Raw genomic sequence first — 19,093 nt, 5'->3', positions numbered from 1 at the left:
AGCAATCTTCAGTGCAATGAGCTCCTTACCTTCGAAACGGCTGTGGTAATAGAATCGTTTAGAAGGGAGCAGGAGGCGAACACGGCAAATATAAGCGGAGTGGCCGGAAGAACAGACGGAATCAGAGGTTCCAACATCCGTATTGAAGACAAGACGTTTAAACGCATAAAAATGAAAGTTTTCTAAACGACGGGCAGGGATTCAGCCACCGGATTCTTTAACAGTGCATTATCAGCGATACGGGTCGCGACAGTTGTGCGGCCGCCGCGAACAATGTCAGTAACTGGAATATCAAATCGTGGGGGATGTTACATGTTGGATTACCCAATAGAGGCGTCGTGTCAGTGTGGTCAGGTTCGTTATAAGTTGTTGCAGCCGCCAGTGAAAGTCATCGCGTGCCATTGTAAAGAATGCCAGAAACTGGCCACCGGTCCGTTCAGCGTAACGGCCATTATGCCGGCCAGTCACATTGAGTTTACCGGCGAAATGAAAGAGTGGAGCCGGTTGGCCGACAGCGGCAATACGAACACCGCCACGTTCTGCCCCAACTGTGGCACCCGGATCTATCACTACAATCCGGCAGATCCGGAGGTCATCAAGCTGAAGCTCAAGCCTGTAGGTTTGACGGATGACAAGGTTTTTGAGCCAACGGCCCATCTGTGGGTGAGTGAGAAGCTTAGTTGGTGTGTTTTGCCGGAGGGCGTGCCGGCGTTCGACAAGCAGGGATAGAACCGCACCATGAATCCCCTAAGGCCGGGGCGCCAAAAGCCAGACCGATGCCCGGGCGATTCACCAGGTTCTGTTCGAACAGTGCGCACCCGGTCAGGTACGATGGGCGACCTTCACTGGATAAAAAGGTTGACGTTATGGTTGATGAAGACACCTTGCGCGCTTTGAAAACCGCTTTTACATTCATGCCCAACCCTGTCGAGGTGACCCGCTACGATTACGGTGACCAGGCGGACAAGATGCTGAAACAAATAAATTTTGTGAGGGAAGTCCTCGCCAGCCACGGCATTGATCCGGACGAAGTGGCCGGTGACATTAACCCGGAATCGACACCGAATTCCTGTTACTGACTGCCTTTTACGGACTCCCTGATCGACCGCTAATACGCCGGGCAATAAGAAGGGCATCATCTTTGCCGCTTTTGCGGTGAGGACGATCGACGCCCTGCACGCCTCCGGTCGCACAGGGCCGGAAAGCGGCTCGCCTTAAGAGAATGACCGGTTTGGCCGAGACGGATCGCCACTGTCCCTGTGCGCCTTTTCGCTGTTCTTGGTGAGCATCTTCTTAAGCCGTGGACTGCAGCCGGGTCGGAGCCATACAGCGGTTGTCTGCGTGCGGTTCCATGGCGGGCAAGGTCACGGAATGACCGGGCGTTTAATGAGGACGGGCGGCGTAAGGCCTGGATTGTTTGTAGGCTGGTGGGTAACAGGCGACGTCGCAAAACGCCCGGTTCGTGCCATTCAGTCGAGCATCTGCTGTGTGATAGCACGACACGGCGTATGCGAGGTGAGCCGTCACCCACTTTACCGTCCAATCGACAGGGACAGCAATTTATGGATGAATTGTTCGAATTCGGTCAGAGAATGTTGCGGGAGCAGCCGTTCAGCGTGCTGCTGGGTACTCAGTTGGCACTGTTCAAACCGGGAGAGGTCGTGCTCACGCTCGCCATCCGGCATGCACTGAAACAGCAACATGGCTTCGTTCACGGTGGCGTTCTCAGTTATCTTGCGGATAATGCACTGACCTACGCCGGTGGCTCGGTACTGGGCGATTCGGTAACGTCCGAGTACAAGATTAATTATGTGCGTCCCGCCCTGGGTCACAAACTGGTCGCAAGGGCTTCGGTACTGTCCTCTGGCAAGCGTCAGGCCGTCTGCCAGTGCGAGATCGTTGCCATTGGCGAGGATGGCGAACGCCTGGTGGCGGTGGCGCAGGGCACGGTCAGGAAGGCAGAGACTGAGGCATAGCCGGACACTGGGCTGACGGGTGTCGGTGTGGCCCCCGTAACGCACCCGGTTGATGGGTCAGGGTTCAGGATGTCGTATGCGCGCTCATTGTTTTCAACACATCCCTTTTGAAGGGCTCGGCAGTATTGGCCCCTGGTTGGAACAGGCCGGCTATCGGGTCACCAGTACCTGTTTTTACGAGTCAGCCGAGATGCCCGATCCCGATGCCATTGATGCGCTGGTGGTGATGGGCGGGTCGATGAGTGTCAATGACGAGGCGGCGTTTCCCTGGCTGGTGGCAGAGAAGCGTTATATCCGCGAATGTATCAGGGCGGAAAAACCGGTACTGGGAATTTGCCTGGGTGCGCAACTGATAGCCAGCGCAATGGGGGCACCTGTTTACCCTAACCCGGTGCCCGAAATCGGGTGGTTCGTCATCCGGGGTCTGCCAACCAATGACGTCTCCAGTTTTGGTTTCCCGCCCTCCGCGCCGGTTTTTCACTGGCACAACGATACCTTCGACTTACCCTCCGGTGCCATTCACCTGGCCGTCAGTGACGCCTGTGAGCATCAGGCGTTTCAGCTTGGCAAGTCGGTGATCGGACTGCAGTTTCATCTTGAAGTCACCGCCGAGTCACTGGCCGAGATGATCGCCCAGGATGGTGACGAGCTAGTACCGTCGGCAACCGTGCAGGATGGCGCGACCATCCTGGCGGCGGACCCGGCCCGCTACGCCGGTGTGACTCAACTGATGTACCGAGTGCTGACGTATCTGTTCTGAAGGCGTGATGATCGGTGGGGGCAGCGGGGCGAAGCAGGCAGGCATCCTTGATACGCCCCGGGTACCTGTATCGGCCAGTTCCCGGTTGCCAGTTGCGAGCGCTCACCAGGAGAAGTCTGAGCTAGGGCGGAGAGGTCCGATATCCGGCTCGTCTCGACAGCAGGATCAGCCCCGCACTGATGCCTCCCCAGAGCGCGCCGTAGAGGTGGGCGTGGGTCACAATGGCGCCCCCGAGTAACTGCGCCAGCCGCGGGTCGGCACCGTGGAGGGACTCGGTGACCAGTTTAGCCACCGTTACTGCCAGGGCACCCCAGGCAAGGATGGGGTTTTGGCGCAGAGAGAGCAGAGCGCCGACGACCAGCATTCCTTGCAGAATCCCCGACAATCCCACATACCAGACAATGCCGGGGTGGAAAAGCAGCAGGCAGAGACTGAGCCCGAGTCCGGTAAGGACCGTCACCGCCAGCCATAGGACGGGCTGCAGCCGGTCTTCAAACAAACTCCAGATCAGTGTCAGCCCGGCCAGGTTCAGCGCAAGATGTTCCCCGCCCAAATGGACCCAGTGGCCGGTAATGAGACGCCACCACTGATGCCCGTCCACAATCCCGTCACGCTGATACATCAACGCCTCCGACGCCGTATCGCCGATCACCCAGACAGTCAGGGCCGCCAGGACCATAGCCAGGGGGAGCCAATAACGTTTGATCATCGCTCTATGCCGTCGTCACGTTGTCAGGGCCTTTTTTTAGCATGGTTGCCGGTGGCGGGCGAGTGATTGACGATTATCTGGTGGAAATACTACGGATATGCAACTAAATTAAGTCCACATCAAACGATGTTTGCCAAACAGGCCAGGGGTCGCGCAAGCCGGGCCGCAGTGCACTACCCACCCGCGCATTAACACCTAAATTGAGGAGTGTCCCGTGCAAAAATCCCATGTTCTGGCGTGTGCTCTGTTGCTGGCGTTGCCGGTAGCGGCTTTGGCTGACGAAGTCATTAACGATGACCTGATTGTACCGTTCAGTACCTGTGTGGGTGCGGATTGTGTTGATGGCGAAGCGTTCGGTTTCGACACCCTGCGGTTGAAATCGCCCAGCCCGCAAATTCTGTTTGACGATACCAGTAACAGTGGCAGCTTTCCCAATCAGGATTGGTCAATCGGCATCACCGATGGAGGTTTGGCAGTGCCAACGTGGTTCTTTATTAAAAATGTGACCAACAACCTCGATGCCCTGGTGATCTCGGCCGACGGCGATGTGGCTTTGGGCGCCGGCTCGGAGCTGGTTGAGGGCGCGGTGTCTGTGGGCAATCTGGGCAGCGAACGCCGGGTTACGTTTGTGGCGGATGCGGTTGATGACAGCGATGCGGTGAACCTGGGCCAGTTCCAGACTTTCCAGGCGACAGCCTTGGCGACGGTGAGTACGGAGGTCAGTGATCTCGACAGTCGGCTCGCCGGGCTGGAAAGCCGGCTGACGGATCTGGTCGAGCGCCTGGATGCAGTTGCTGCGAAGGTCAACTAATCAACAGGCTTAGCCGGGGAACCATACTCATGGCGTTACACCAATATGTTGCAGTGGGGCTCTGCTTGGCAGTGGCTTCGACAACCTTAGCCGACGTAATCAAGTCGGACGGCATCATCGTTCAGGGCAGCCTGTGTGTCGGCTCAGACTGTGTTAACGGTGAAATCTTCACCAATGTTGCCTTGAAGCTGAAGGAGAACAACACCCGAATCCGATGGCACGACCTATCCGCGACCCCGGGGCCAATGGTGCGGGTCGATGGCGAAAACACTTATGTGGAGGGCACAGTCGGGGAATCCTGGCGGCTGGATGCGAACCAGTCCAACAACGGCGGCACCAATAGTGTTTTCATCAGCCAGTTCAGCCTGACGGATACCATCGTGCTCAGTAATGGCTCGGCGCCCGATTACGACTGCCCGGCCACGGCGAATCCAAATCCGAGTGTCGGGGTCATTGCCGAGGGCTTGCCCGCGGAAAATCAGTCGAATTGTGCAGAGCTGCGCGACTTCGTCCAGGTCAATGCTTTGAGCGCCGGTGGGGCCGCCGCCAGCGGCGTTGCCCTGGGCACGGGCGCTCAGCTTCAGGATCAGCAGGTGAGCCTGGGCAATATAACCCTCAAACGCCGTCTCGCCAGGGTTGCCCTTGCCGTGGCCGAAACAGACGCCCTCATCAAATCGCAGCTGGATGCCGATGTGCTGAAGGACCAGAAGCGGAGAGCGGACGAAATCGAAGCGTTGCTGGATATGGTGGAAGCCGACGTGGTGGCGTTGGAAGCGGCGACAAGTAAGCCGAAGACGCCCTTTGGTGGCGGCGGTGCCGCGACCTGGCTGCTGGTGCTGGTGCCGTTGCTTGGGCTGAAACGGCTGGCGCGCCAAGGCAGGCGCTAGTCAGGCGCAGAGGGGCGGTGGCGGGTGACGGCGTGGCGCCCCACCCGATCACGGCCTCAGTGTTCGGGTTTGTTGAGCTCGGTCGTATCGAGCTCCGGCGGTGCCCAGATCGGCACCGCCTCCGGTTTCGGCTCTTCCCAGTCCTTATTCATCACGGTGCTGAGGGTTTCTTCCAGTTTCATGAACAGCTCACTGTAACGGGGGCTGAAACTGACGCCAGCGTCGATTTCCTTCCAGGCTTCGAACAACTCGTCTTCGTGGGCGGCTTCGCTCTCAATGAAGGCCCAGGTCATTTGTTTGGCGCGCAGTGGGTGAACCCCCATGGCGGTGAGGGCGTGGCCGCCGAGTTCCAGTGCCGAGTGATAGGTTTCGCTGACGACATCGTCGGCGCCTGCCGCCCGGAGCCGGTAACCATGGCCACGGTCAAACGCCCGCGCCAGCACCCAGACCGACGGGTAGAACTGCTTCACATGTGCGACCATCTGCACGGCACGTTCGCGGTCATCGATGGCAACGACCAGCAACCGGGCGCTTTCGATGCCGGCGGTTTCCAACAGGTCGGAGCGGCTGGCATCGCCGAAAAAGCTCTTGATGTTGATCTGGCGGGCGATTTGGATCTGCTCAACCTCGTGGTCCAGCACCACGATGGGTATGTTGTTGGCCCTTAGCAAACGACACACGATCTGGCCAAACCGTCCGATGCCTGCGACGATCACCGGCGCCTGTTCATCGATGACATCGGCTTCCTGGGCGGCGTTCTTGGAGGAGCGATAGCGGGGCAACACCACCCGGTCGAAGAGAATGAACAGGGCGGGTGTGAGGAACATGGAGAAGGCCACTACCAAAGACAGGATCTGGGATGTTTCGGTGGCAATGACATGGTTCTGGACACTGTAATTCAACAGCACGAAGCCAAATTCACCGGCTTGCGCCAGGCCCAGGGTGAACAGCCAGCCATTGCTGCCATGGACGCCGAACAACACGGCCAGAGCGAACAGGATCAGCGCCTTGACCACAATGACGGTGAGGCCCAGGGCCAGTATGGTTGGCCATTCAGCGACCAGTACATCAAAGTTTACACCGGCGCCGACGGTGATAAAAAACAACCCAAGCAGCAGGCCCTTGAACGGCTCGATATTGGCTTCCAACTCATGGCGGAATTCGCTGTTGGCCAGCACCACACCGGCCAGAAATGCCCCCAGGGCCGGCGACAGGTTTACCAGGCTCATGAGAGCGGCAATCCCGATGACCAGCATCAATGCCGTGGCAGTGAACACTTCCCGTAAGCCTGACGCCACCACATACCGGAACAGGGGTCGGCTCAGATAAGATCCGCCGACGATCACCGTTGCGATGACAGCCACCACCGCCAGCGCATGAGCCCATGCCGGCAGATTGGCCACCAGGCTCATGCCGGCGCTGTCGGAGCTCGCACCGCCATCAACAGCGATCAGCTCTGGCAGTGCTAACAGTGGAATGAGTGCCAGCATGGGGATGACCGCAATGTCCTGAAACAGCAGTACGGAGAACGCACTGCGACCACCCTCGGTTTTTGTCAGGCCCTTTTCGTTCAGCGTCTGCAGCACGATGGCGGTGGAGGAGAGCGCGAAAATCAGGCCGATGACCAAGGCCGTTTGCCAGGGCAGGCCGAACCACCAGGCCACCGATGCGCCTGCTGCCGTGGTCAGGGTTACCTGCAGGCCGCCCATACCGACCAGACGAACCCGCATTGCCCACAAGGCTTTGGGGTCCAGCTCCATGCCGACCAGGAACAGCATCATGACCACGCCAAATTCGGCAAAATGCTGAATGGTTGAGGTTTCCTGCCCGACGAGGCCGATGACCGGCCCAATAACCACGCCGGCCACCAGGTAGCCCAGCACTGAGCCCAGGCCCCAGCGTTTCGCCAGGGGCACTGCGATAACGGCCGCAATAAGATAGATAAATGCCTGTACGAAATACGCCGTCATTGCGGTGCTCCTGCCCGCGTGATGCGGGTGGTCTGTTGGATCGTCTGTTTACGCTATGATGTGGGTAATGACGATTTAGTCTAGAGATTACGGCAGTTTAGTCTAGCCTAGCCTATAAAAAAGTGCGGGTCGGGTTGTTGATAGCGGTCCGGTGGACACTTCATGGTCTCAAGATCGGTTACAAGGACATCACAGCATGGCAGATACAACTCCCCTTTTTATCGCGCTGATATTCGGCTCCATCGGGATTGGTTATCTGGTGTATGGTCGGCGTCAGCAAAAAAAGCCTTGGTTCTACACCGGCCTGGCGCTGATGGTTTTCCCGTACCTGGTCACCACTCCATTGGCGATGCTCGTGGTTGGCGTGACCTTGTTGCTGCTGCCACGCTTTATTCCGTGAACGACGCTGAGCAACACAGGTTTCCAATGGTCGCTGACCGTCTTGAGGAGCATACCTTATGAATGAGCCCTTGTGGCTGAACGAGTGCGAACTGGTGGGGACCGTGGTCACCCTGCGGCCCCTGCGGGCATCGGATGCGCAAGGGCTGATGGCGGCGGCATCGGACGGCCGGTTGTGGGAGCTATGGTTTACCGGCGTGCCATCCCCGGCGTCGATTGAGCAGTACCTCGCATCGGCGCTCTCGGAGCAGTCACAGGGGCGTGCATTGCCCTTTGTGGTAGTGGACAACGCGTCGGGGAACGTGATCGGCAGCACCCGGTTCTGTAATGCCACGCCTCAACACCGGCGAGTGGAGATTGGCTACACCTGGTACGCCCAGCGGTTTCAGCGCAGCGCAGTGAATACTGAGTGCAAATACCTGTTGCTGGGCCACGCCTTTGAGCACTTATCCGCGATTGCGGTTGAGTTCCGGACCCATTGGCACAACCGGGCATCACGAGAAGCGATAGCTCGCCTGGGCGCGAAACAGGACGGTGTTTTACGTAATCACCAGATCGAGTCCGAGGGCGGCTTCCGGGATACAGTGGTGTTTTCGATCCTGGAAAGCGAGTGGCCGGTGGTCAAGAAAGGTTTGGCCTTTGAGCGGGTCCGGCGGCAGTTTGCGACGGCCGATCGAGAGCCTGGGGGCTAGTTTTCAGCGACGGCTACACCGGCTCAGGCACCGAGCATACGCCGTTTTGGCACCACGATTATTGCGCCCCGGAACGGAGGCCTGTGTCGCACGACGGGTGATTGTCAGTGGCCTGAAAAAGTAGGACACTTCAACACAACCACCCCGAGTTTGCCTTGCATTTATTGCGGGCTATGCCTCCTGCATGGTCACCGCGTTAAGGCCTGTGAGTCTGGTCCTTCAATCGGCCCACGGGATCGTTTGTCGCCCCCGCCTGATTGTTGATCGCCACCTTTGTTCGACTTGGTTAAGACTGCCTGCACGTCCCAGGCGGTGCTGGTCATGATTACAAAACGGAGGTAGTCATGGGAAAAAAACTTTTCTGGGCCCTGGCTGGGCTGCTGATTGCACTGCCGATAGTGGGTGGCATTGTGGGCACCAAGGTGCTCCAGTTTAAGGCCATGGCCGAGGCGGGGGCCCAATTCTCAATGCCGCCGGAACCGGTTAACGTGGTGACCGTGCGGGAACGCCGGTGGCAGTCATTGTTGTCCACGGTGGGTTCGGTGATGGCGGTACAGGGTACGGTGCTCAGCAGCGAAGCCGAAGGCGTGGTGCGGGAAATCAATTTCACCCCCGGCGCACAAGTCCAGGCCGGAGACGTGCTGATCCACCTGGATACGGACGTGGAGGAGGCACAACTGCACGCGGCGGAAGTCGATGCCGAGTTGGCCAGGGTCTCATACCAGCGCGCCCGTCAGTTGAGTCAGTCTCGTAACATCTCCCAGGCGGAGCTGGATACCGCCGCCACCCGTCTGGCGCAGACGCAAGCGCAAATCCGCTATATCCGTGCATTGATGGCGAAAAAAGTCCTGACCGCGCCGTTTTCCGGGCGGCTGGGTATTTTGCGGGTCAGCGTTGGGCATTACCTGGCCAAGGGCAGCCCGGTGGTGTCGCTGCAGTCGCTGGACCCGGTGTTTGTGGAGTTCTCCTTGCCCCAGCGGAGCCTGGGTGAGTTAAGCCGGGGCCTTAAGGTCATGGTCCATTCGGACGCCTACCCCGATGCCGCCTTCGAGGGCACCATTACGGCGGTTGATCCCGACATTGACCTGGACACCCGTAACGTCCGGGTGCAGGCGACGCTGGCCAATCCGGATGAGCAATTGCGGCCGGGTATGTTTGTCGCCCTTGAGGTGGTGTCATTCCGATACAAGCGCGCGTTGATGGTGCCTGCGACGGCGGTGCAGTATGGCCCGCAGGGCGATACCGTCTTCATTGTCGAAGCGCGCCGTGAGGGGGAATCCGAGATGGACGACCGGCGTGATCACAAGAGTGACAACAAGGGTGATAACAAGGGTGGCAACAAGAGTAACAACGACAATGACAGCAAGAGTCACGCCGAGGGGGGAGTAACCGGTGAAACAGACAGCGACGCGCTGGTGGTGCGCCAGCAGCCGGTCAAACTGGGCGAGCGGCACGGCGATTTTGTGGTGGTGATTGACGGGGTCGCGGTTGGGGAGCAAGTGGTGTCGACGGGCGTTTTTAAACTTCGGCCCGGCATGGCGGTGGTGATCGACAACACCCTGGCACCGGAGTTCAGCCTGGTGCCGAGCCCGGATAACAGCTGAACGCCCTGATGCGCCTTGCCGAGGAGCGCTGCCAATGACCACCTTTACTGACCTCTTCGTGCGTCGCCCGGTGTTGGCTCTGGTGGTCAACCTGGTGATTGTAATTGCCGGCCTGCAGGCATGGAACAGCCTGAGTGTGCGGCAGTATCCGCAAAGTGAAAACGCCTCGGTGGTGGTCGCTACACAATACATTGGCGCTAGTGCGGAGGTGGTGCGCGGGTTTGTCACCACCGCGATCGAGCGTGCCATTGCCTCGGCGGACGGGGTCGATTACATCGAATCCAAGAGCCTGCTGGGGCTCTCACTGGTGACCGCGCGGCTTGAACTCAATTACGATCCGACCACCGCCCTGGCGGACATCACCGCCAAGGTCAACGAGGTGCGCAATGAGCTGCCGGCGGAAGCTGAAGTGCCGTCGATCACGGTGCAGTCGGCGGATTCCGAATTCGCAGCCGCCTACCTGAGTTTTTCTTCCGATCAATTGTCCCAGAGTGACATTACCGACTACCTGGTGCGCATGGTTCAGCCCCGGTTGTCCGCGTTGGAGGGCGTGCAGCGGGCAGACATATTCGGGGCCCGAACTTTTGCGATGCGAATCTGGCTCGATCCCAATAAAATGGCCGCGTTGCACATTAGCCCCGCCGAGGTTCGGGAGGCGCTGGCGGCCAATAATTTTCTCACTGCGGTTGGCACGACCAAGGGTTCCTACGAGCAGGTTTATCTGACCGCCAATACCGATCTGCACACTGTGGACGAGTTCAAGCAGCTGGTGATTCGCCATCAGAACGATACCATCGTGCACCTGCAGGATGTCGCGGAGGTGGAGCTGGGCGCAGAAGACTATGACACCGAGGTCAGTTTCAACGGACAGACGGCGGTTTTCATGGGCATTTTCCCGCTGCCCAGCGCCAATACCATCGAGGTCGTCGAGCGGGTGCGTAAGGACCTGGAAGGCATCAGGAAAGACCTACCCTACGGGCTCGACGCCAGTATCGGCTACGACGCATCGGAATACATCAGCAATGCCATCGAGGAAGTGGTCGGGACGCTGATCGACACCTTGCTCATTGTCGTGGTGGTGATTTTCCTGTTTCTGGGGTCCGTGCGGTCGGTCCTGGTGCCGGTGGTGGCGATTCCGGTGTCACTGATTGGCGCCATTTTTCTGATGCAGGCGTTCGGTTTCACTCTGAACCTGCTGACATTGCTGGCTATCGTGCTTTCGGTCGGGTTGGTGGTGGACGATGCCATTGTGGTGGTGGAAAACGTCGAACGCCACCTGCGGGAAGGCCGGACGCCGTTCGAAGCCGCTCGTATTGGCGCGCGGGAGTTGGTGGGTCCGGTCATTGCCATGACCCTGACACTGGCGGCCGTCTACACGCCGATTGGTTTGCAGGGCGGGCTAACCGGGGCCTTGTTCCGGGAGTTTGCACTGACCCTGGCAGGGGCGGTGACCATCTCCGGAATTGTGGCGCTGACCTTGTCGCCGATGATGAGTGCCACCCTGCTGCGCAGCGCCGATCAGGAAGAGCATGGCCTGACCGGCTGGATCAATCATCGGTTTGATCGCCTGCGGAATACCTATGGCCGACTGCTGGCGGGTACGCTCAAGGCTCGCCCCGCGGTCTACATGGTGTGGGCGGTGTTAACCGTAATGGTGGTGCCCATGTACCTGTTTTCGCCCAAGGAACTGGCCCCGCTGGAAGACCAGGGTTTCATGTTTGGCATCATCAACAACGCCGCCAATGCCTCGGCGGATCAGAAGATTCACTTCGGCCGTGCCGCGGAGGAGGTCTTTCTCAATGCCCCTGAGCGGGCGCTGACTTTCCAGATTCTGCTGTCGCCTTCGGATCCCTTCGCGGCCGCCCTGGGGGTGGGTGGCTTCAGTGGCATGGTGGTCAAACCCTGGAACCAGCGCAGTCGCACCATCCGCGAAATCGTGCCGGACATGCAGGCCCAACTGGCGGCCATCCCGGGTTTGCAGATCTTCGTCGCGCAGCCGCCAGCGCTGCCTGGCGGTAGCAACTTTCCCATTGAGTTTGTGATCGCCTCAACGGCCGAGCCGGAGGTGATGCTGGAGTATGCCCGGCAGCTTCAGGCCCGCGTCATGGAGAGCGGTCTTTTTTACTTCCCGCCGGAAATTGACCTGAAGTATGACCAGCCGCAATCGCAGATCGTGATCGATCATCAGAAACTGGCCGCGCTCGGTCTCAGCAACGCCCAGGTTGGCGCCGATCTCGGCGCCGCGTTGGGTGGCAACTACGTCAACCGTTTCAACATTAATGGCCGGGCGTACAAGGTCATTCCCCAGGTGGCCCGTGTCGAACGCCTGAATCCGGATCAGCTTAAGGACATCTATATCAGCGGGCCTGACAACCAGCTGATTCCGCTCAGTGCGATTGCGACCCTGCAGGACAGTACCGTGCCTCGCTCGCTGAACCGTTTTCAGCAGCTGAACGCCATCAAACTATCCGGCATGAGCGCGCAAATCGATGCCGGCCTGAGGGCTATGGAGAGCGCCGCCGAGTCGATCCTGCCCGCAGGCTATACCATCAACTACACCGGTGAGTCCCGGCAATTGCGTACCGAAGGCGGAAAGTTTCTACCGGCTCTGGGGCTGGCCGTGTTGATGATATTTCTGGTGTTGGCCGTGCAGTTCAACTCTTTCAGGGACCCGCTGGTGATATTGTTGGGGTCTGTGCCGTTAGCCATGTTCGGAGCGTTGATCTTCACGGGTTTGAAAATGCCAAACGCCGATATGGCTTACTGGACCGATGGCTGGACCACCACCATGAACATTTATGCCCAGGTTGGGCTGGTGACGCTGGTGGGCCTGATTGCCAAGAACGGAATTCTGATCGTCGAGTTTGCCAATAAGCTTCAGGAGCACGGTAAGGACAAACTGGAGGCGATCAGGGAGGCTGCCATGACGCGCCTGCGACCAGTGCTGATGACCTCCGTTGCCACGATCGCCGGCCATTTCCCGTTGACGCTGGTCGACGGCCCCGGGGCGGCGGCGCGAAACTCTATCGGTTTGGTGTTGGTCGGAGGGATGACGGTGGGCACTTTATTCACCTTGTTTGTGGTGCCATCGCTGTACATGCTCATTGCCCGACGCCATACACCCGCACAGCCGGCCGATGCGGCCCCGGTATTGACGCCTGACCAGGCACCCGGACCGGTGTGACCCTAGGGCCGTGTCGTGCGCAAATGTTCACAGAAAACCACCCTTTTAAAATCATGAATTTACATTCAGTATCATTTGGAGCTCACTGTTTTATCGGGAAAATTAAAATTGTAAGCGTTTGAAAATTTGAACCGATAGTACTGGCTATTGGCCACTGCCATCCGATACATTGCAAAACGTGTAAACGTCAAGTTAGTGTAAAGGGTGCGGCGTAGTGAAGCGATTGCCGGAATTAGTCTTACTGGGGTGTCTACTTGGCATGAGCGTGCAGGTGCTGGCTCGGGCGAATGCCACGGGCGAACTCGACCTGTCCATCCACAACCTGGCGCCTGACCCCGGCACCAATGCCCCGGCGCCTGACAAAGACGCCGAAGCCTCACCACCTGATCCGTCACTCCATATTCATGCGCCGAACCCAAGCTGGTTGGGCGAACGGCTGTCCTTTCGCGGTGACAGCCAACAGGCCAATGGCGATTATCGCGGCCGGCTTGACCTGGCCGCCAACGATCTGACCGGCCTCAACGATGCGCTGCAGCTCAACTACAATCGCTCGTTGGCCGGACGCGCCGATGCCCATGCCCGGGGCTTTAATTTTGACTACTCGTTTCCCTCGCGCTTTGGTGTCATTGCGATTAACGGCGACCTGTCCGAGTATGAAGACTCCGTCATTGGCAGTGGTTATAAATTTCAGGTCAGTGGTGAGCGCCACGCCATTGATATGAGTGCCCGACGCAACCTGTTCGGTAACCGGATGATGAACCTTGATGCCCTGCTGGGCGCGGCCACCGAAGAAAGCAGCCGGTTTGAAGAGGGCGCGGAGCAGCGCGATTCCAGCCGACAGTTTTCCGCCGTATGGATTGAAGGCCGGATGAACTACGACCTGGGGCTATTGAATACCGCTGCTTTTACCAGCGTGTCGGTGGAAAACGGCTTTGAGCACTATCGGGAAACGGCGTCGGCCGCTAATGATACGGCTGAATACCGGAAATACACAGTGCTGGGGTCGCTTAGCAAACCCCTGTGGCGCTGGACATGGGATCTGAACGGCCAATATCAATACAGCCCGGATGCACTGCCTGGCTCCGAAAAATTATTGGTGGCCGGCTCCTCCCTGATCAGCGGCTTTGCCGGTCAGGGTGCCTCCAGCAGTCGCGGGGGCTGGCTGCGTCTGGATGCCAGCAGTCCGTGGCTGCCACTGATGATGCTGTCGAATATGCATTCCAGCCTCAGGCTGTCTGTGCTCAAAGGCTGGATTGCACATACGACCCATCAGGTCGACCATCACGGCAGTGCCAGTGCCGCCGAAGTGGCTCTGCAGGTCAAATCGGCGGGCATGACCGCAGGTCTGCGAGTGGGCAAAATGCTGGGTGAATCACTGCGGGTCATGTCCAAGCCGGACGTGCCTGATGTCTCTCTGACCTTGTCCCTCAGCCTCGAATAACCCGCCCCATTACTCCCATTGGCCGCGATACCAGAGTATGCTGGCGAGTCGATGACTCGTGTCGAGCCGGCCACAAGGATCCCCTGACCCCACCGTGATTATTCCCGCTACAAACGTGCCAGACCCGGAGATTACCTGTTCCAGTTGCGAGGCGTGCTGTTGTCGTCTCGAGGTCCTGTTAATCACCGATACGGGTGTGCCGGAGAAGTTCATTGAGACGGATGAATGGGGGGGGCAGACGATGGCCCGGCTGAACGATGGCTGGTGTGCCGCACTGGATCGATCCACAATGATGTGCCGCATTTACGAAGTTCGGCCCTGGGTATGCCGGGAGTTTGAGATGGGGTCCTATGAGTGTCAGGTTGAACGCGCCGATCACCTGTAACCGTTAACACGACCCCGTGTGAGCCTCCTCGCCATGGAACCGGCTGTAACCCCGCACAAGAATTAATCCCGTGTTGAGCGGAATGAGCTAAGCTGTATTAAGGGTTTGCGCAGTGTGGACGGACAGCTTACCAAGTTGTCACTTGATGTCACGCTAACCAGCGGTGTTACATGGAATTTGATGGAATCTGTCGCGTGTCCAATCGAATGGCCAGCAGTTGTGCGTTCAGATTCTGAGACGATGGAGATGGAGTGTCCATGGTTTTTGTGCGTGGTCTGTTGGCGGCGGTGTGGCTGGTTTTCGCTATTCCGTGTGTTGATGCAGCGACATTTACATTTGACGTCGTAATCGACCAGGCCCGGGCTTTGGCGAAGCAGCCTTACCAGGCATTGGCGCAAGTGCCGCAGTTTCTGCGTGATCTTGAGTACCGTCAGTATCAGGAAATTCGATTTAAGCCTGAGGCGAGTCTGTGGCGTGGCTCGAAATCGAAATTCCAGGTCATGATGATGTCCCCCGGCACCTATTACAGCCAGCCCGTGACACTGCACGAGGTCGATTCGGACGGTGTGCACACCATTGCGTTCGATAAAAGTAACTTCGACTACCCCAACGAGTCGCTGGCCAAACGCATTCCTGCCGACACCGGTTACGCGGGCTTCAAACTGACCTACCCCATGCACGACGACACTACCCAAAATCAGTTTTTGGTGTTTGCCGGAGCCAGTTACTTTCGCGGCGTTGGCCGTGACAATCACTTTGGCCTGTCGGCCCGGGGCATTGCGGTTGATACGGGCCTGCCCTCGGGCGAAGAGTACCCGATGTTTGTCGAGTATTGGATAGAGCGGCCCGCTGCCGGGGCGGATGTCATGACCGTCTATGGCTTGCTGGACGGGCCCAGCGTGACAGGTGCCTATCGCTTCCAGATTCACCCCGGCGAGTCAACGCGGGTCGAAGTCACTGCACAGGTGTTTTTACGTGAGGACATTCAGTTGCTGGGCTTTGCGCCACTGACCAGTATGTTTTACTACGGTGAGAACACCCCCCGGCCCGTCGGTGAGTGGCGACCCCAGGTGCACGATTCAGACGGTTTGCTAATTCACGACGGTCGTTCTGGCGAGTGGTTATGGCGGCCACTGATTAACCCTCGTAAATTGCGCATGAGCTTCCTCGAAGTTGAAAATCTGCGCGGGTTCGGTCTGCTTCAGCGGAACTCGGAGTTTTCCCAGTTTGAAGACGCTGAGGCGCGCTATGATGCAAGACCCAGCGCCTGGGTAGAGCCCAAAGGCGTCTGGGGTAAGGGCCAGATTGTGCTGGTTGAAATTCCGACCCGGTCCGAAACCCATGACAACATCGTCGCCTTCTGGCATCCGGCCGAGCCGACCCTGGCGGGCCAGCAACTCAGCCGGGAGTATACCCTGCGCTTTGGCAGCGCCACCCTGCCGGGACAGCCGTCGGCGGCCGCCCAGCAAACCTTTGTGGGCGACGGCAACCGGGTTGGGGGCGGTGCCGTAGAGGGCGCATACCGGGTGATCGTTGATTTTGCCGGCGGCAAACTGGCGGGCCTGGGACCCGGGGCCTCGGTGGTCAGTTCGGTGACCGGTGGCGAACGGGTCGAGGTGCTGGAGCATTTTGTCGAATACATCGCGCCTGAGAAATACTGGCGACTGTCCATGCTGGTGCGCCCCGCCGCGGATGCCATCCTGTCGCTGCGTGCTTTTCTCAGTCTCGACGGGCAGCCTCTGACGGAAACCTGGACGTACGAATTACCCCCGCAAGCGGGCGTCCGGGGGGCGATGAACTAGCCTGTCGTCTGGTTACCGAAGTCACCAGACGACAGGCTGAACGGCCAAGCAAGGAGCGGCACAATGGCCAGATCAATGTGTCAGCAAACCCTCGACCGAGTGATTGCTTACCTGCGTGGTTATGGCATCGAGCCCAGCAATTATGCCTGCCGCCGAGCGCTGAAAGTGGTTGATGCCGCGCTGGCCGACGGCAGTGAAGGCGCGATGGCGCGGGTGATTGACCGGGTGCCTGAATTTTTTGAACTGCCGGAACCCCACGTACCGCGCCAGCGACCGGAACTGAAACGCGGCAGCATCGGGTATCGACGTTATGTCTGAGCTGATGCAGGAGTTGGCCAAGCAGCCCACGGAGAAGGCCTCGCCTGCGCCAATACGGTGGCGCGGGTTGGCGTTTATTCGTCGTAGCTTGCTCGCGCTGTGCGTGTTTGGCCAAACCACCGTTGCGAGCAATTACCTGATGTGGGTGTTGCCTTACCACGGTGGCACCTGGGTTGAAATCGGGTTGGTGGTGTTATTCGCGTTGTTGTACGCCTGGATTGCCGTGGGCTTCTGGACCGCGATGCTGGGCTTTGTGCTGCAACTGTTCGGGGGCGACCGGCACTCGCTGCTCAAACGTCATAGCGCCAGAGAGATTGCCGCCACACCACTGGCCAAAACAGCGGTGGTGATGCCGATCTACCACGAACCGGTTCAGCGCACTTTGCGTGGACTCCGGGCGGTGTATCGGGACATCGAGCGCACTGGGCAACTCCACCATTTTGAGTTCTACATTCTGTCCGACAGCCGCGACCCGAATGTCTGGCTGGAGGAACAGGCGGCCTGGCAGCGGTTGTGTGACGAGTTGGGCGCCGACGGCCGGCTGTTTTACCGCCGGCGTACCGTCAACCTGAATTACAAGAGCGGCAATGTCGCCGACTTCCTGCGGCGTTGGGGCCGTCGCAGTGATTATATGATTGTGTTGGACGCCGACAGTCTGCTCAGCGGGCGCACACTGGTCAGGATGGTGCAGTTGATGGAGCTGGAACCCCGCACCGGCATTCTGCAAACCTGCCCCAATGTGATCAACGGCCAGTCCCTGTTTGCCCGGTTGCAACAATTTGCCAATCGGGTCTATTCCCCTTTGTTTGCGACCGGGCTGGCAGCGGTGCAGATGGGCGATGCCGCATTCTGGGGCCACAACGCGATCATTCGGGTGGATGCCTTTATGCGCCACTGTGGTCTTCGCAAACTACCGGGCATCGGTTTATTCCGGGGGCCGATCATGAGCCATGACTTTGTCGAGGCGGCGTACATGGGCCGTGCCGGGTATGAAGTGTGGCTGGAGCCTGGTCTGGGAGAGAGCTATGAAGAGTCGCCGCCAACGCTGGCCGATGAGCTGACGCGGGATGAACGCTGGTCCAAAGGCAATCTGCAGCATCTCTGGATCATGCTGTTTGGCCGCAAGCTCCGGCTGGCCCACCGAATGGCCTTCCTCAATGGGATTATGGCTTATCTGGCGTCTCCGCTATGGCTGGCGTTTTTGGCCCTCACCACGGTGGCCGCTGCGCAAATGGTGCTGGCGCCCATCGATTACTTTCCCGAGGGGCATCAGGCGCTGTTCCCGCTGTGGCCGGAGTGGCGGCCCGAATGGGCGATTGGTCTGGCACTGAGCACACTGGCGCTGCTGTTCGTGCCCAAGTTCCTGGCGATTTTAAGCCTGCTTCTGACGCGTCAGACCAGACCGTTCGGCGGTTTTATACGGCTGTTGCTGAGCGTGTTGGTGGAAATCGTGATTTCGGTTTTGCTGGCGCCGGTACGGATGCTGGCGCACAGCCGCTATGTGTTGGGCGCCATATTCAATGTGTCCCTGCATTGGGGTGGGCAGAACCGGACCGAAGAGACCACCTGGAAGCAGGCAATTCTGAACCAGTTACCCGGCACTTTGGTCGGTCTGGCCTGGTCCGGTTTTGCCTTGTGGCTGGACCCGCTGTTTTTCTTTTGGTCGCTACCGGTTGCCATACCCCTGATTCTGGCGGCCCCCACCTCGGTGTTGCTCAGCCGTGTCAGCGTTGGTCAAGCGCTGGCAGCCCATCGCCTGCTGTTGATTCCGGAAGAAATACAGCCTCCCGCGCTGCTGCTGGACGTCGCCGATGAGAGTCAGTTGCTGCCCCACCTGGACGGCCTGTCACGGTTCGAGGAGGCCATACTGCTGCCGCGCCTGAACCGAATGCACCAGAGCCTGGCACGATGGCACAGCAGCAATGCCCGTCGCGAGTCGCTGGAGCGCTTGACCCATCTGTGTCTGCGCGAAGGGCCGGCAGCTTTGACCCGCAATGAATTGAGCCATCTGTGTCAGGACAAAGCGTCGCTGGCCTGGCTTCATAAGGAAGCCTGGCGGTCAGAACCGGACAGTTTTTGGGGCCGGCGGTTAGCGTTTCTGGCCGCCGCAGAAAACTAATATCCCCCCGAGGCACGTCAAGTCGGGAGACGAATA

The 19,093-nt window shown here is 58.9% G+C and carries 17 protein-coding genes; 15 read left to right on the top strand and 2 right to left on the bottom strand.

Annotated features, from left to right (window positions below):
• Nucleotides 1–312 precede the first annotated feature (312 nt).
• The 4 genes from GRX64_RS12760 (at nt 313) to GRX64_RS12745 (ending at nt 2,736) form a co-directional block, all read left to right on the top strand.
• Nucleotides 313–729, top strand: coding sequence for a GFA family protein (locus tag GRX64_RS12760; protein ID WP_207308795.1), 417 nt, complete (start codon nt 313–315; stop codon nt 727–729).
• 137 nt (nt 730–866) lie between these two features.
• Nucleotides 867–1,079, top strand: a complete 213-nt coding sequence (locus GRX64_RS12755; RefSeq protein ID WP_166267774.1) for a penicillin-binding protein — start codon at nt 867–869, stop codon at nt 1,077–1,079.
• Nucleotides 1,080–1,562: 483 nt separating this feature from the next.
• On the top strand, nt 1,563–1,976 hold the full coding sequence (locus GRX64_RS12750; protein ID WP_207308794.1) for a PaaI family thioesterase: 414 nt from the start codon (nt 1,563–1,565) through the stop codon (nt 1,974–1,976).
• 76 nt (nt 1,977–2,052) lie between these two features.
• Nucleotides 2,053–2,736 carry a type 1 glutamine amidotransferase gene (locus tag GRX64_RS12745; protein WP_166267772.1) on the top strand — a complete coding sequence of 228 codons (684 nt, stop codon included), beginning with the start codon at nt 2,053–2,055 and terminating at the stop codon, nt 2,734–2,736.
• A gap of 121 nt (nt 2,737–2,857) precedes the next feature.
• Here GRX64_RS12745 and rrtA read toward each other — a convergent pair whose 3' ends face one another.
• Entirely contained in the window at nt 2,858–3,445 is a 588-nt protein-coding gene (rrtA, locus tag GRX64_RS12740) for a rhombosortase (RefSeq protein WP_207308793.1), read from the bottom strand.
• Between the two features lie 214 nt (nt 3,446–3,659).
• On the opposite strand from rrtA, the gene GRX64_RS12735 reads away from it, so the two are divergent.
• Both GRX64_RS12735 and GRX64_RS12730 read left to right on the top strand, forming a co-directional pair.
• Entirely contained in the window at nt 3,660–4,256 is a 597-nt protein-coding gene (locus GRX64_RS12735) for a hypothetical protein (RefSeq protein WP_166267770.1), read from the top strand.
• Nucleotides 4,257–4,285: 29 nt separating this feature from the next.
• On the top strand, nt 4,286–5,143 hold the full coding sequence (locus tag GRX64_RS12730; protein WP_166267768.1) for a hypothetical protein: 858 nt from the start codon (nt 4,286–4,288) through the stop codon (nt 5,141–5,143).
• A 56-nt stretch (nt 5,144–5,199) separates the two neighbouring features.
• Here GRX64_RS12730 and GRX64_RS12725 read toward each other — a convergent pair whose 3' ends face one another.
• Nucleotides 5,200–7,113, bottom strand: a complete 1,914-nt coding sequence (locus GRX64_RS12725; RefSeq protein ID WP_166267766.1) for a monovalent cation:proton antiporter-2 (CPA2) family protein — start codon at nt 7,111–7,113, stop codon at nt 5,200–5,202.
• Nucleotides 7,114–7,309: 196 nt separating this feature from the next.
• On the opposite strand from GRX64_RS12725, the gene GRX64_RS12720 reads away from it, so the two are divergent.
• From GRX64_RS12720 to mdoH, 9 genes are all read left to right on the top strand, one after another.
• A complete protein-coding gene (locus GRX64_RS12720; protein WP_166267764.1) occupies nt 7,310–7,513 on the top strand; it encodes a hypothetical protein in 204 nt (67 codons plus the stop codon).
• A gap of 58 nt (nt 7,514–7,571) precedes the next feature.
• Nucleotides 7,572–8,204: a GNAT family N-acetyltransferase gene (locus tag GRX64_RS12715; RefSeq protein ID WP_166267762.1), complete on the top strand. Its 633-nt coding sequence runs from the start codon at nt 7,572–7,574 to the stop codon at nt 8,202–8,204.
• A gap of 344 nt (nt 8,205–8,548) precedes the next feature.
• Nucleotides 8,549–9,808, top strand: a complete 1,260-nt coding sequence (locus tag GRX64_RS12710) for an efflux RND transporter periplasmic adaptor subunit (protein WP_166267760.1) — start codon at nt 8,549–8,551, stop codon at nt 9,806–9,808.
• 34 nt (nt 9,809–9,842) lie between these two features.
• The gene (locus GRX64_RS12705) at nt 9,843–12,992 is read left to right on the top strand and encodes an efflux RND transporter permease subunit (RefSeq protein WP_166267758.1); all 3,150 of its coding nucleotides are present in this window, start codon (nt 9,843–9,845) and stop codon (nt 12,990–12,992) included.
• A 259-nt stretch (nt 12,993–13,251) separates the two neighbouring features.
• The gene (locus GRX64_RS12700) at nt 13,252–14,433 is read left to right on the top strand and encodes a ShlB/FhaC/HecB family hemolysin secretion/activation protein (RefSeq protein ID WP_166267756.1); all 1,182 of its coding nucleotides are present in this window, start codon (nt 13,252–13,254) and stop codon (nt 14,431–14,433) included.
• Nucleotides 14,434–14,527: 94 nt separating this feature from the next.
• The gene (locus tag GRX64_RS12695; protein ID WP_166267754.1) at nt 14,528–14,818 is read left to right on the top strand and encodes a YkgJ family cysteine cluster protein; all 291 of its coding nucleotides are present in this window, start codon (nt 14,528–14,530) and stop codon (nt 14,816–14,818) included.
• 257 nt (nt 14,819–15,075) lie between these two features.
• On the top strand, nt 15,076–16,620 hold the full coding sequence (locus GRX64_RS12690) for a glucan biosynthesis protein G (RefSeq protein WP_166267752.1): 1,545 nt from the start codon (nt 15,076–15,078) through the stop codon (nt 16,618–16,620).
• Nucleotides 16,621–16,683: 63 nt separating this feature from the next.
• On the top strand, nt 16,684–16,938 hold the full coding sequence (locus GRX64_RS12685) for a hypothetical protein (protein WP_166267750.1): 255 nt from the start codon (nt 16,684–16,686) through the stop codon (nt 16,936–16,938).
• A gap of 4 nt (nt 16,939–16,942) precedes the next feature.
• Nucleotides 16,943–19,057: a glucans biosynthesis glucosyltransferase MdoH gene (gene mdoH / locus GRX64_RS12680; RefSeq protein ID WP_427901659.1), complete on the top strand. Its 2,115-nt coding sequence runs from the start codon at nt 16,943–16,945 to the stop codon at nt 19,055–19,057.
• Nucleotides 19,058–19,093 lie beyond the last annotated feature (36 nt).

This window comes from Marinobacter caseinilyticus (assembly GCF_011074955.1).
GTDB classification, from domain to species: Bacteria; Pseudomonadota; Gammaproteobacteria; order Pseudomonadales; family Oleiphilaceae; genus Marinobacter; species Marinobacter caseinilyticus.
Note: the sequence above shows the minus strand (reverse complement) of the source record. Positions and strands in the feature narration are given on the sequence as shown.